Raw genomic sequence first — 13,266 nt, 5'->3', positions numbered from 1 at the left:
CAGAGCAGTATAAATGCTCCTATGAGGGCGACCCCGACCCAGCGCATGTCCATGCTCGGACAAGCTACAGCAGCGCGGCAGCCGGGAGAGGGACTTGACCGAGTTCGCTATCATTCCCTGACCCCACTACGGGCGAACAGCTGCCGGGGATCGCGGCGCGCGGGAACAATGGGGGAATGAGCAGCAGCGAGAACGCGAACGACCGGCCAAGGGCGGAACTTTCGGCGTCATCCACTGGCCCCACGGACGAGCAGCGGAAGCACAACGCCGAGCAATACGATGAGTTCCTCGCCGAGCGTCCGACCGCCCCGGAATACGCCGCCTACGTCGAGACCACGCGGAGCACCGCCGCCAACGCGGGGCCGCTCCCGCGCATCGACGGCGAGAAGTGCCGCGGTGCCGAGTCGGCGGAGTTCGTGCCGGACCTCATCGTGGTCGGGGCAGGACTCGCTGGGCTCGTCGCCACATACGAGGCGACGAAGGCGGGCAAGCGCGTGCTCGTGCTCGACCAGGAGAACGAGAACAGCCTCGGCGGGCAGGCGTACTGGTCCCTGGGCGGGCTGTTCCTCGTGGATTCGCCGGAGCAGCGACACATCGGTATCCACGATTCCTTCGACCTCGCGTGGCGGGACTGGCAGGGCTCCGCTGCCTTCGACCGCCCGGAGGACGAGTGGCCGCGCAGCTGGGCCCGCGAATACGTGGCCTTCGCCGCGGGCGAGAAGCGGCAGTACCTGCACGATCTCGGCCTCCGCTTCGTCCCCACCGTCGGCTGGGCCGAGCGCGGATCCGGCGACGCCGAGGGGCACGGCAACTCCGTGCCCCGTTTCCATGTCTCGAAGGGCACCGGCACGGACGTCGTCCGCATCTTCGAGGAGCCCGTACGCGAAGCCGCAGCGCGCGGGCTCGTGCGATTCGGATTCCGGCACAGGGTGGGCGAGCTCCTGCTGGATGACGGCGTGGTCGTGGGCGTCTCCGGGGCCGTCCTCTCGCCGTGCGACGAGCTCGACCGCTCCGTCGCGTCACCGCGCACCGAGGTCGGGGAATTCGAGTTTCGCGCGGCGGCCGTCCTCGTGTCCTCCGGCGGCATCGGCGGCAACCCGGAGAAGGTCGCCGAACTCTGGCCCACCGAGCGGCTCGGTCCCGCGCCCGGCAGGATGATCAGCGGAGTCCCCGAGCACGTCGACGGCAAAATGATCGACATCGCCGCCGGTTCCGGTGCCCGTGCTATCAACCGCGACCGCATGTGGAACTACACCGAGGGCGTGCGCAACTTCGCCCCCGTGTGGCCGCGGCACGCCATCCGGATCATCCCCGGTCCCTCGACTATATGGCTCGACGCATTCGGCCAACGCATGCCGATACCGCTCTTCCCGGGCTTCGACACCGTGGCCTCGACCAGGGCGATCACAGACACGGGGCACCACTACTCGTGGTTCGTGCTCGACGAGGCCATCGCGGCGAAGGAGTACTTGCTCTCGGGGTCGGAGCAGAACCCGGACATCACCTCGAAGAAGCTGTCGAAGATGCTCGGGCGGATCGTCGAGGGGATGCCGCCGGGTGTCGAGGGATTCGTCGAGAACGGCCCCGACTGGGTCACCGCAGAGACCATCGAGGATCTCGTGGCGAAGATGAACGGCCTGCTCGAGCCCGGTGAGCCCACGCTCGAAGTCGAGGACGTGCGGCGGCACGTACTCGCGATCGACGGGCAAATGGACAATCCTTTCGCCAAGGATGCCCAGGTCCAGGCGATCCACAACTCCCGCAGGGTGATTACCGATCGCCTCGCGCGGATCGCGAAGCCGCACAAACTGCTCAAGGATTCGGGAGCGGGGACACATTCCTGGGCGGGCGAGGGCGGCCCGCTCATCGCCGTGAAGATCCACCTGATGACCCGCAAGACCCTCGGAGGCCTCGAGACCGACCTCGATTCGCGGTGCCTCGGTGCCGATGGCGAGCCCATCCCCGGGCTGTACGCCGCGGGCGAGGCCGCCGGCTTCGGCGGCGGCGGCGTGCACGGCTACAGCTCGCTCGAGGGGACGTTCCTCGGCGGCTGCATCTTCTCGGGGATGCGCGCCGGGCGCGCGGTGGCGAGGTCTTAGTCGGGTACTAGCCGGATGGTGCCGGAACCGACTTGGGAACTCGCGGGCCCGGACTGCGGCGGCGAGCCGTAGGATGGCACCCATGACCGCGACGAACACCGAAGTCTCGACGGCCGCAGCTGGCTCAAACGGAAGCGCCGCCACGGAGTCGGCCGAGGGCGACGCGCTGCGCGAAGCAGTTCAGTCCGCCGCACGCGCGGCGCGCCGGGCCTCGCGCACGCTCGCGCTCGCCTCGACAGAGCTGCGTAACGAGATCCTCTCCGCCGCCGCAGATGCACTCGAGGCCGCCGAGGCCGGGCTCATCTCGGCGAACAAGGAGGACCTGCACGCGGCGGAGGAAGAGGGCACCGAGTCGGCGATGCTCGATCGGCTGCGGCTCACCCCGGAGCGGATCCTCGGCATCGCCGGTGGGCTCCGCCAGGTCGCCGCGCTTCCGGATCCGCTCGACCAGGTCGTTCGGGGGAATTCTCTGCCCAACGGCATGAAGCTCGAACAGGTCCGCGTCCCGCTCGGCGTCGTGGGGATGATCTACGAGGGGCGCCCGAACGTGACGGTCGACGCCTTCGGCCTCGCCTTCAAATCCGGGAACGCCGCCCTCCTGCGCGGTTCGCGGTCGGCGCGGCGCTCCAACGAGGCGCTCGTCGCGGTGCTCCGCGGCGTGCTCAGCGAGTTCGGCATGGACGCCGATGTCGTCCAGCTCCTGCCCAGCGAGTCCCGCGCCTCGGTCACGCACCTCATCCAGGCGCGCGGCCTCGTCGACGTGGTCATCCCGCGCGGCGGCGCCGGTCTCATCCGCAGCGTCGTCGAGAACGCCTCGGTCCCCGCGATCGAGACGGGTACCGGCAACTGCCACCACTTCATCCACGCCGCCGCGGATGTGGAGGAGGCCATCGAGCTCGTCGTCAACGGCAAGACCCGCCGCTGCAGCGTGTGCAACTCGACCGAGACGGTGCTCGTCGACAGCGCGCTGGGGGAGGACACCATCGCGCGCATCGCCACCGAGCTTGGAGAGCGCGGAATCGTGCTCCACGGGGACCGCGAGGGCATGGTCCCGGCGACCGACGCGGATTGGGGAGAGGAATACCTCTCCAACGACCTCGCCTTCGCCGTGGTCGACGGTCTCGACGGTGCCGTCGAGCACATCGAGCGCTGGAGCACGGGCCACACCGAGGCGATCTCCACGAAGGACATCGACGCCGCGCAGGATTTTGCCAAGCGGGTCGATTCGGCGGCCGTGATGATCAACGCCTCGACCGCGTGGACCGACGGCGAGGAATTCGGCTTCGGCGCCGAGATCGGCATCTCGACCCAGAAGCTCCACGCCCGCGGCCCGATGGGGCTGCAGGAGCTCACCAGCACCAAGTGGATCGCCACGGGGCGCGGGCACGCCCGCCCCTGATAGACGGATCCCGCGGAGCGGGCCGACGAAGACGCCCGCCCGAGCAACATATTTCGAATGGAGAACCACATGGATCGCGCACGGCGGACCCAGCCCGCACTGTTCTCGAGCATCGACGACGTCATGGCCAAACTCGAGGAGCACGGCTACCTCGCGGACCGCGCGACGGCGACGGTGGTCTTCCTCGCCGATCGGCTCGGCAAGCCGCTGCTCATCGAGGGGCCCGCGGGCGTGGGCAAGACCGAGCTCTCGCGCGCCGTCGCGGCGGCGACGGAGGCCGAGCTCATCCGCCTGCAGTGCTACGAGGGGGTCGACGAGGCCCGCGCGCTCTACGAGTGGAACCACGCCAAGCAGATCCTGCGCATCCAGGCCGGGCAGGGCGAGGGCTGGGACGCCACGCGCGATTCCGTGTTCGGTGAGGAGTTCCTCTTGTCCCGGCCGCTGCTCACCGCGATCAGGCGTTCCGATCCCACTGTGCTGCTCATCGACGAGGTGGACAAGGCGGACGTGGAGATCGAGGGCCTGCTCCTCGAGGTGCTCTCCGATTTCGCGATCACCATCCCGGAGTTCGGGACGATTTCCGCGACCCGCCGCCCCTTCACGGTGCTCACGTCGAACGCGGCCCGCGAGCTCTCCGAGGCGCTCAAGCGGCGCTGCCTGTACCTGCACCTCGACTTCCCGACGCCGGAGCGCGAGCGCAAGATCCTCGCCGCCCGCGTTCCCGAGCTCGACGACCGTCTCGCGGAGCAGGTCGTCCGCGCCGTCGGCCTGTTGCGCGCGATGGCGCTGAAGAAGGTGCCCTCGGTCGCCGAGACCATCGACTGGGCGCGGACCATCGTCTCCCTCGGCCTCGACACGCTCGACGACGAGGCGGTCTCGGAGACCCTCGGCGTGGTGCTCAAGCATCACAGCGACCAGATCCGCGCCGCGGTGGAGCTGCGCGTCAACTAGCGTGTCGGCGCGGGCGGGCGCGCACCAGACCCAGAGCACGACGGAAGAGAACCCGGGAGGGGAGCAGAACATGGCGGCAACATCGGCTGGGGCTGACGCGGCGGACGCGCGCCCCGTGCCCGGCGGCCTGTCGGGGCACCTCGTCGACTTCGTCGAGGCGCTCCGCTCCAAGGGGATCACGGTCGGTCCTTCGGAGGCGGTGGACGCCGCCGCGGCGGTGCTCGAGATCGACCTCCTCGACAGGGAGGCGCTGCGCGAGGCGCTCGCCGCGACCCTGATCCGCAGGCCCACCCAGCGCTCGATCTTCGATCAGCTCTTCGACCTGTGGTTCCCCGCCTCGCGTGGCTACCGCGCCGCCGCGGACGCAGACGACGCCCCGATCGTCGAGCTTCCCCGGGGTGAGGACGGCAAGGTCGATCCCAAGGCGCTCGAGGAGCTCATCGTCGACCTGCTCTCCCAGGACACCCCGGAGTCCCTCGCCCAGGCCAAGGCCCTCGCCGAGCTCATGGTGGAGCAGATGGGCCGGTACGACTCGACGCGGGGACCGGCGTTCTCCAGCTACCAGACGCTGGGCAAGCTCGATGCCTCGTCGATCGCCCGGCGGATCATGGACGGCCTGCTCGGCGCCGACCCCGACGATCCCGACGGCAGCGGCCGGATTATGGAAAAGGCCGCGGCAGCGCATCGTGCGAACGAGAAGGTCAAGGGCTTCTTCCAGCAGGTCACCGACGAGGTGCGGAGGCGCACGGCGGAGCATGCCGGGCGCGAGCGCATCGCCAAGATGACGGTCGGTCCCGATTCCGACCACGTCGATTTCCTCCGCGCCAACGACGCCGACCTGCAAAAGCTCCGCCGTCAGGTCGGCCCGCTCGCGCGCCAGCTCGGCAACCGCCTCGCCGCGCGGCGCAAGCGGATCCGGCGCGGCGATATCGACATGCGCCGCACGATGCGCCAGTCGATGTCTACCGGCGGGGTCCCCATGGAGCTGATTCTGCGCAAGCCGCGCAAGGCGCGCCCCGAGCTCGTCGTGCTCTGCGACGTCTCCGGCTCCGTCGCCGGGTTCAGCCACTTCACCCTCCAGCTCGTCCACAGCCTCCGCGAGCAGTTCTCCCGGGTGCGGGTCTTCGCCTTCGTCGACACCGTCGACGAGGTCACCGACTACTTCGCCACGGGTGACGATCTCGGCAGCGCGATGGCGCGGATGGTGTCCGAGGCAGAGATCGTCACCTATGACGGGCACTCGGACTACGGCCACGCCTTCCGCGGTTTCGCCGAGCGCTACGTGCACACGCTGAGCCCGTCGGGATCGGTGCTCGTCCTCGGGGACGCGAGGAACAACTACCGCGACCCGGCGCTGGCCTCGGTCGAGTTGCTCACCGAGCGTGCGCGCCACGTCCACTGGCTCAACCCCGAGCCGAAGGAATACTGGGGGACCTCGGATTCGGCGACGGCGCAGTACGGCGAGTTCGTGCCCATGCACGAGTGCAGGAACATCGCGCAGCTCTCCGCCGTCGTCTCCCAGTTGCTCCCCGTGTAACCGCGGCGCCGCCGCCCGCACACGATCACGGCCGAACCGGAGGACCACCGCCATGCCCACCACCCCAGACGCCACGCCTGCGGTGCAAGGCTCTGCTGCGCCGCAGGGCTCCGCCGTGCCGCAGCGGCGCCGGCGGCGCCTCGGCATCATGGGCGGGACCTTCGACCCGATCCACCACGGCCACCTCGTGGCCGCGAGCGAGGTCGCGCACCGCTTCGACCTCGACGAGGTGGTCTTCGTGCCCACCGGCCTGCCGTGGCAGAAGACGGGGAAGTCCGTCTCCCCGGCGGAGGACAGGTACCTCATGACCGTCATTGCGACGGCCTCGAACCCGCGCTTCTCGGTCTCGCGCGTCGACATCGAGCGCGATGGACCCACGTACACCCTCGATACGCTCGAGGACCTGGCGAAAATGGACGCGAACGCCGACCTGTTCTTCATCACCGGCGCCGACGCCCTCGAGAAGATCTTCACGTGGCGCGGCTGGGAGGATCTCTTCCGCCTCGCCACATTCGTCGGCGTCTCTCGGCCGGGATTCGAGTTGAGCACCTCCCATCTCCCGCAGATAGACTCCGAGAGAATCCACCTCGTCGAGATTCCGGCGCTTTCCATCTCCTCGACGGAGTGCCGCCGCCGCGCCGCGGCCGGCGATCCCGTCTGGTACCTGGTTCCCGATGGGGTCGTGCAGTACATCTCGAAGCGGAATCTCTATCGCGTGGACAGCGCCACGCGACCGGACGGCTCATTTGCCTCCACACCTCCGGCGTCATCCGCGACAGAGCATGTAGACGGGCGAACCGGTACCGTTTTCCCGAACGGCCCGGATTCCCCGAGCGGCGACAGCCGCAACGCAAAGGCGACGGCCGAGCCCGACGCAATGACGCCCACCGACCCCGCAGCACAGGAGTAGTGACAACATGACAGCGACCCCGGAAGCCATCGACCTGGCCACGAAGGCGGCTCTCGCGGCTGCGGACAAGCTCGGCGAGAACGTCACGGTGATCGACGTGTCCGACCAGCTCGTCATCACGGATTGCTTCGTCATCGCCTCAGCGGACAACGAGCGGCAGGTCGCGTCGATCGTCGACGAGGTCGAGGACGTGCTCCGCGAGGCCGGCAGCAAGCCGCTGCGGCGCGAGGGCACGCGCGAGGGCCGCTGGGCGCTGCTCGACTACGGCGAGGTCGTCGTCCACATCCAGCACGCCGACGAGCGCGATTTCTACGCCCTCGACCGGCTGTGGAAGGACTGCCCGGTGATCGAGGTGGAGGGCATCGAGTCCGCCGAGCGCCCGCTCAGCTGGACGGGCCTGTCCGAGGAGCAGGACGCGCAGCTCCCCCCGGTCGAGCCCAACCGTGACGCCGGCGGGGCGCAGTGACCCGACGCCTCATCCTGCTGCGCCACGGGCAGACGCACTACAACGCCACGATGCGAATGCAGGGCCAGCTCGACACCGAGCTCTCCGAGCGGGGGAGGGCGCAGGCCGCAGCGGCGGCGAAGGCGATCGCCCCGCGCGGCCCGCGGGCGATCTACAGCTCTGACCTGGCGCGCGCCATGGTCACCGCCGAGGAGCTCGCCGCTGTCGCCGGCCTGCCCGTGCACCCCGATCGGCGGCTGCGCGAGACCGACCTCGGCACGTGGCAGGGCATGTCCCACCTCGAGGTCGACGAGCAATGGCCCGGCGCGCGCGGCGTGTGGCGCAGCACGCCGACGTGGAGACCATCGGGAGGGGAGACTCGGCTCGAGGTCGCACGGCGCGCACGCTCTCTCGTCGACGAGTTGGTCGCCGAGATCGACCACTGGGGCAAGCACCCCGTGGTGCTCGTCGCACACGGCGGTGCGATCGCGGCTTTGACGGCGGCGCTCCTCGAGCTCCCCGTGTCGCACTTCGCCCTCTTCAACGGCCTGGGGAACACTGCGTGGGCGCAGCTCTCCTCGCATCCGCGCGCCGACGACAACCCGCCCGCAGACGATGCGGCGGTGCCGCCCGAGGGCGACGCGGCACGCGCGGTGCTCTGGCGCCTCGATGCCTGGAACGTCGCTCCGCACCTGGAGACGCGATGAGCGTCTGCCTCGTCACCGATTCCGCGTCCCAGCTGCCGGAAGCGTGGGTGGAGGCGCTGGGGATCACCGTGCTCGCGCTCCACGAGACCGTCGACGAAGGCGAGGTCGCCGCGACGTCCGGGCTCGGCCCGGGCGAGCTCGAGGACGCCTACCGCGACCTCCTCTCCGAAGAGGACGTGACAGGCGTGGTCTCCGTGCACCTCGCGAGCAAGCTGTCGCGGACATGGGAGTCGGCGACCCTTGCCGCGTCGTCCTTCGGCGGGCGCGTCCGGGTGGTCGACTCGGAGAACGTTGGGATGGCGTTCGGCGGGGCCGTCGCGCAGGCCGCGGCGCTCGCCCACGCAGGCGCTTCTCTCGCCGATGTCGCGGCGCTGGCTGAGCGGATCGTCAAGGCCTCGAGCACCTTTATCGCCGTGGACAAGATGGACTCGCTTCGCAGGGGCGGGCGCGTCGGCGCGGCGTTCGCCCTGTTCGGAGGGGCGCTGTCGACCAAACCCGTGCTGCGCGTGCGCGCGGGGAATCTCGCGCTGGCCGCGAAGACACGCACTGTCACCAAGGCTCTACAGAAGTTGCGACAGCTCGTGCGCGACGAGCTCGGCGGCGACTCGCTCGTGACGGTCCACTATTCCGGTGAGCCCGCGCCCGCCGAGCAGCTCGCGCTCGAATTCCGCAAGGAGACGACGTTTCCCGAGCGCGTGCTCATGGTCGAGATCGAGCCTGTGCTCGCGTGGCACGTGGGGGACAATGCCGTGGCCGTGTCGGTGTGTCCGCTCGAGGACCCCGACGCACAGCTGCCGTGGGTCACCCCGGGCGAGTCATTCGGCGATTCCCCCGAGGACCTCGTGGTCGAATAGCCCCCGGTAGGAGGGCTGTGCACAGGGGCGTGCACGGCATCCCCAGGTGGGAGATCGGTGTAGGTTCGTTCGGCTTTCGTGCGCGTCGCCGGCCGTACCGTCTCTGGCCATGAGCACTGCGAGCCCCGTCCACGCACCGGCGTCGGCGCCTACCTCTGCAACCGGCGACCCTCCCGATCCCGTCTCGCGCCTACGGCGAATCGTCGAGGTGGGATCGGTAGCTACAACCGGAACCGCTTCAGGGTCCGAACCCGAGCCGGAATCTGGGGCGGGCACGGGTGCGCGACGCCCGCCGTTCGACGCCGCGGATGACGGCGAACGTCCCGAACTCCCCGCCGGCCGTGTCGCCGAGCTTCCCGAATGGGCGCCGTCGCGTTCCGGGCGGGCGGCGCTGCTCGGCGGACTGTCCCTCGGCCGCGCCGGTGGTATGGCGCTGCTCGCCGCCGTCCTCGTCGTCGCCGGCTTCGCGCTCGCCAACCTGTTGCGCTCAGAGCCCAGCGAGGTCTCGGCGCCCGACCTTCCCGGGCTCTCGGCGGCGGGCGGGGCGGGCGATCCAGCGGGAGCAGCGGCGCCGACGGTCTCGGCGGCTGCATCCGCCTCGGGCGCTTCGGCCGGGGCGGCGTCGGGTTTCCCGCCCCCGGGCGCGGGGGAGTCTGTCGGGACCGTCGTCGTCTCGGTGGTCGGGCTCGTCGTCCGTCCCGGACTGGTGACCCTCGGGCCGAGCCCTCGCGTGGCCGACGCACTTGCCGCTGCCGGCGGCGCGCTGCCCGAGGCCGACACCACTTCGCTCAATCTCGCGCAGATCCTTGAAGACGGCGAGCAGGTCGTCGTCGGCGTCCGCGCGCTGGAGGCGGCGGCGCCACCGGGATCGCAGCTGCTCGGCGCGGGCGGGGCCGCGGCAGGCGTGATCGCGCCCGGTGGTGCGGCGAGTGGCGCCGGTGCAGGAGCACCGGGGAAGGCGGACGGGAAGGTGAATCTCAATTCCGCGACGGCGGCGGAGCTCGAGGGGCTCAATGGTGTCGGGCCGGCGACGTCCGGCGCGATCATTGAGTATCGCGAATCCCACGGCCCCTTTACGGATGTAGAGCAACTCGGCGAGGTGCGGGGCATCGGCCCGGCGAAACTCGCGGCTCTCCGCGATGCGGTCACGGTGTGAGCGCGCCGCGGCGCCGGGCGCCGGACCTCCGGCTGGCCCCGGTCGCGGCCACCGCATTCGGTTGTGCCCTGGGATTCGCCGCGGTCCCGTGCCGGGAATCGCTCGCCCTCGCCGTGTGCGCGGTCTGTGCGGGCGCGGCGTGTGTCGTCACAGGCAGGGGGTGGGCGCGCGGGCCGGTTAAGGCCGAGCAGCTCCGGGCAGTGGGCTTGTGCGCGGTGGTGATGGCGCTGGTCTGCGGCCTGGGCGCCGCACGCGCTCACTCCGCCGAGCGGAGTCCACTCGCCGGATCGCAGCCCGCCCGAGCCACCGTCGAGCTCGAGGTACGCGCGATACCCCGTCCGGTGGCGGCCGAGCATGGCAGCGCAGAGGTCGTGGTGATCGACGTGTTCGTCCGCTCCGTGTCTTTGGGGAGCGAGCGCTGGACGATGCGCGCCCCGGCGACACTCTTCGCGCGCGGCGAGGGCTGGCTGTGGCTCGAGCCCGGGACGGCTGCGAAGACGGTGGTCAGCACGAGCCCGGGGCCGCCGGGGGAGAGGGAGCTCACTCTGTCCGCCGGCGGTTCGCCGAGGATCGTGCACGGGCCCGAGGGTGCTCACTCCGTGGCCGCTGGGGTGCGGACGGCATTGCAGGAGGCCTCCCGCGCGCTCCCGCCGCCGGCAGACGCTCTGCTTCCATCGATGGTCCTCGGCGATCAGCGGCGCGTCCCGCCCGAGCTCTCGCAGGCCTTCCTCGACTCCGGGCTCTCCCACCTGGCCGCTGTCTCAGGGGCGAACATCGCGTACGTCCTCGGCGCCGCGGTGTGGCTGGCCGCCGTGTGCGGCGCCGGGCGGCGCACACGGCTCGCGCTCGGGGCCGCCTCGGTCGCCGCGTTCGTGCTCGTGGTCGGCCCGGAGCCGAGCGTGCTGCGCGCCGCGGCGATGGCTGCGATCTCCGTCTTCGCCCTCGCGACGGGGCGCTCCCGCGATTCGCTCCGTCTGCTCCTCGTCGTGGTCCTCGTGTTCTCGATCGCGGCCCCGGCGACTGTCGTCGGGCTGGGCTTCGTCCTCTCGGTGACGGCGACCGCCGGAATCGTCATCGCCGCCGCCCCTGCTGAGCGCCTTCTCCTTGCAGCCACCCTTCTCGCGGCGCGGTCCGCTCGGCGCCTGCGCGGACGGGTCCTGGCAGAAAAGTCACCGGAGGTGGCGGCACCAGCTGCGGTCTTCGTCGCCGCGTCCGCGTTCCCGCACCGGCACCCCGTGCGCCTCGCGTGCTCGGCGATCGCGCTCGCCCTCGTCGCACACGCCTCGACAGCGCCCGTGCTCGCAGCCACGGGCCGGGCAGTGCCTGCGTGGGCGATCGCGAAGAACATCGCCGTGGCCCCGGTGGTCCCGCTGGTCACCGTGGCGGGGACCGCGGCGGCCGCCGCCGGCCCCGTCGCACCGCCGCTCGGGTCGGCGGCATCGCGGGCGCTCGCGTGGGCCACCGTTCCCGCGTTGTGGTGGATCGTTTCCGTCGCGCGGTGGGGTGTCGGAGGGGAACGGTAGATTGATGCGCATGTCAGCACAGCGGAAGGCTCCTGCCCCCGAGGGGCCGCTGCACCTAGTGCTCGGGACGGACGAGTTCCTGGCCGATCGTGCCGCGTCAAACGTCATCGCCGGTGCTCGCGCGCAGGTGGCTGGCGAGGGCCTCGAGGAGCTCGTGGTCTCCTGGCGCGCGAGCTCGGAGATCACTCCGGTGGAGATCTCCGAGCTCCTCGCTCCTTCGCTCTTCGGCGAGCCGCGCGCGGTGGTCATCACGGGCGCGGCGGAGCTCGGAAAGGAGGGTGTCGCCCTCGTCGAGGACGCGGCGGCGGACCTCCCGGAGAACGTGTGGCTCGTCGTTCTCCACTCCGGCGGCGGGCGGGCCAAGGCGCTCGCACCCGCGCTGCGCAAGCTCGGCGCCGTGGAGCACGATGCCCAGCCGATCAAGCGCCCGGCCGCCATTCTCGCCTTCGTGCGCTCGGAATTCTCGAGTCACTCCGCGCGCGTCTCGCAGGACGTGTGCGAGGCTCTGGTCGAGGCGATCGGCACGGACCTGCGGGAGCTCGCCGCCGCCGCGGCGCAGCTCGTCTCGGACACGGACGGCGCCATCGATGTCGCCGCGGTCCACCGGTACTACCAGGGAGTCGTGGGCGTCACGGGCTTCACCGTCGCGGACTACGCCGTCACGGGACGGGTCGACGAAGCCATCGAAGCCCTCGAATGGGCCATGCACTCCGGCACCCCACACGTTCTCCTCGCCGACGCGCTGGCGGACGGAGTGTGGTCCATCGCCATGGTGCGCACCCATCCGGATGCGCAGCAGAAGGAGATCTACGCGCTCGGTCTGCAGCCGTGGAAGTTCGACAAGATCAAGCGCTCGCAGGCGCGGTACTGGGGAGGTGGCAACCTAGCGTCCGCGCTGCAGGTCGTCGCGCGGCTCAACGGAGAGGTCAAGGGCGGCACTAGGGACACGGCCTTCGCGCTCGAGCGCGCGGTGCGGCAGGTCGGCGCGCTCGCGGCGGCGTAGTCCCAGTGGCCGCGCCCGCCACCCTCGGGCAGCCACTATCGATCCGCCACCCTCGGGCAGCTCCGGCCCTAGGGGCATCGGCGCCGCCCCTTACTGCTGCTCCTGCTGCGCGGCCCACTCGGCCACGCGGCGGCCGCTCTCCTCCTCGGAGAGATCCTCGACCCGGCTCATGATGCTCCAGCGGACCCCGAACGGATCCCGGATCGACGCGAACCGGTCACCCGAGGCGAAGTTCACGAGCTCCTCCCGCACCGTTGCTCCCACGGCCACCGCTGCGGCGACCACCGCGTCGGCATTCTCGCAGTAGATCCCCATCGAGTAGCAGTCGGTATCGCCCTCCGGCGCGGGGACCAGCCCGTACGCCGGGTTGATCGCGCCGAGCTGCATATACCCGATGCCGAAATCGATCTCCGCGTGCACGACCACCCCGCCCATCTCGGTGACATCCGCGACCCGCGCGCCGAAGACCTTCTTGTAGAAGTCGATCGCCCCGCGCGCGTCGCCGACGGTGAGGAACGGGGTGAGGCTGGTCCGTCCCGCAGGGATCCCCTTGGTGGTGTACGTTCCCGTGACGCCGCGCTTAGGTGCGTTGTCGCTCATCGTGTTGTCGCTCATGCGATAAGGATCGCAGCGTGCAGTGGCGCAGGACTTGTAGATTTGCGACGAGGTCGGGATCGCTACG

General features: G+C 70.6%; 12 protein-coding genes. 11 read left to right on the top strand and 1 reads right to left on the bottom strand.

Features of this window, described 5'->3' with window-relative positions:
• Positions 1-176: 176 nt before the first annotated feature.
• From V7E05_RS01945 to holA, 11 genes are all read left to right on the top strand, one after another.
• On the top strand, positions 177-2,099 hold the full coding sequence (locus tag V7E05_RS01945) for an FAD-binding dehydrogenase (RefSeq protein ID WP_333617992.1): 1,923 nt from the start codon (positions 177-179) through the stop codon (positions 2,097-2,099).
• Positions 2,100-2,181: 82 nt separating this feature from the next.
• Positions 2,182-3,498, top strand: a complete 1,317-nt coding sequence (locus V7E05_RS01940; protein WP_333617991.1) for a glutamate-5-semialdehyde dehydrogenase — start codon at positions 2,182-2,184, stop codon at positions 3,496-3,498.
• A gap of 69 nt (positions 3,499-3,567) precedes the next feature.
• Entirely contained in the window at positions 3,568-4,449 is an 882-nt protein-coding gene (locus V7E05_RS01935; protein ID WP_333617990.1) for an AAA family ATPase, read from the top strand.
• Between the two features lie 70 nt (positions 4,450-4,519).
• Positions 4,520-5,986 carry a vWA domain-containing protein gene (locus V7E05_RS01930; RefSeq protein ID WP_333617989.1) on the top strand — a complete coding sequence of 489 codons (1,467 nt, stop codon included), beginning with the start codon at positions 4,520-4,522 and terminating at the stop codon, positions 5,984-5,986.
• Between the two features lie 148 nt (positions 5,987-6,134).
• Positions 6,135-6,896 (top strand): nicotinate-nucleotide adenylyltransferase, encoded by a 762-nt coding sequence (gene nadD, locus V7E05_RS01925; RefSeq protein WP_442891570.1) that lies wholly within the window; start codon positions 6,135-6,137, stop codon positions 6,894-6,896.
• Between the two features lie 7 nt (positions 6,897-6,903).
• Entirely contained in the window at positions 6,904-7,362 is a 459-nt protein-coding gene (gene rsfS, locus V7E05_RS01920; RefSeq protein WP_333617988.1) for a ribosome silencing factor, read from the top strand.
• Between the two features lie 50 nt (positions 7,363-7,412).
• Complete coding sequence (locus V7E05_RS01915) at positions 7,413-8,048, top strand: histidine phosphatase family protein (RefSeq protein ID WP_442891569.1); 636 nt, start codon at positions 7,413-7,415, stop codon at positions 8,046-8,048.
• A complete protein-coding gene (locus V7E05_RS01910; RefSeq protein ID WP_333617986.1) occupies positions 8,045-8,902 on the top strand; it encodes a DegV family protein in 858 nt (285 codons plus the stop codon). The genes V7E05_RS01915 and V7E05_RS01910 overlap by 4 nt, the downstream gene beginning before the upstream one ends.
• Positions 8,903-9,011: 109 nt before the next feature.
• Positions 9,012-10,058, top strand: coding sequence for a ComEA family DNA-binding protein (locus V7E05_RS01905; protein ID WP_333617985.1), 1,047 nt, complete (start codon positions 9,012-9,014; stop codon positions 10,056-10,058).
• Positions 10,055-11,581: a ComEC/Rec2 family competence protein gene (locus tag V7E05_RS01900; protein WP_333617984.1), complete on the top strand. Its 1,527-nt coding sequence runs from the start codon at positions 10,055-10,057 to the stop codon at positions 11,579-11,581. The genes V7E05_RS01905 and V7E05_RS01900 overlap by 4 nt, the downstream gene beginning before the upstream one ends.
• A gap of 10 nt (positions 11,582-11,591) precedes the next feature.
• Positions 11,592-12,584, top strand: a complete 993-nt coding sequence (gene holA, locus V7E05_RS01895; RefSeq protein WP_333617983.1) for a DNA polymerase III subunit delta — start codon at positions 11,592-11,594, stop codon at positions 12,582-12,584.
• 90 nt (positions 12,585-12,674) lie between these two features.
• Here the strand turns inward: holA and V7E05_RS01890 are convergent, their stop codons facing one another.
• On the bottom strand, positions 12,675-13,199 hold the full coding sequence (locus V7E05_RS01890; protein WP_333617982.1) for a VOC family protein: 525 nt from the start codon (positions 13,197-13,199) through the stop codon (positions 12,675-12,677).
• Positions 13,200-13,266 lie beyond the last annotated feature (67 nt).

This window comes from Dietzia sp., assembly GCF_036741115.1.
Classification (GTDB): domain Bacteria; phylum Actinomycetota; class Actinomycetes; order Mycobacteriales; family Mycobacteriaceae; genus Dietzia.
This window is presented reverse-complemented; position numbering and strand designations above follow the sequence as displayed.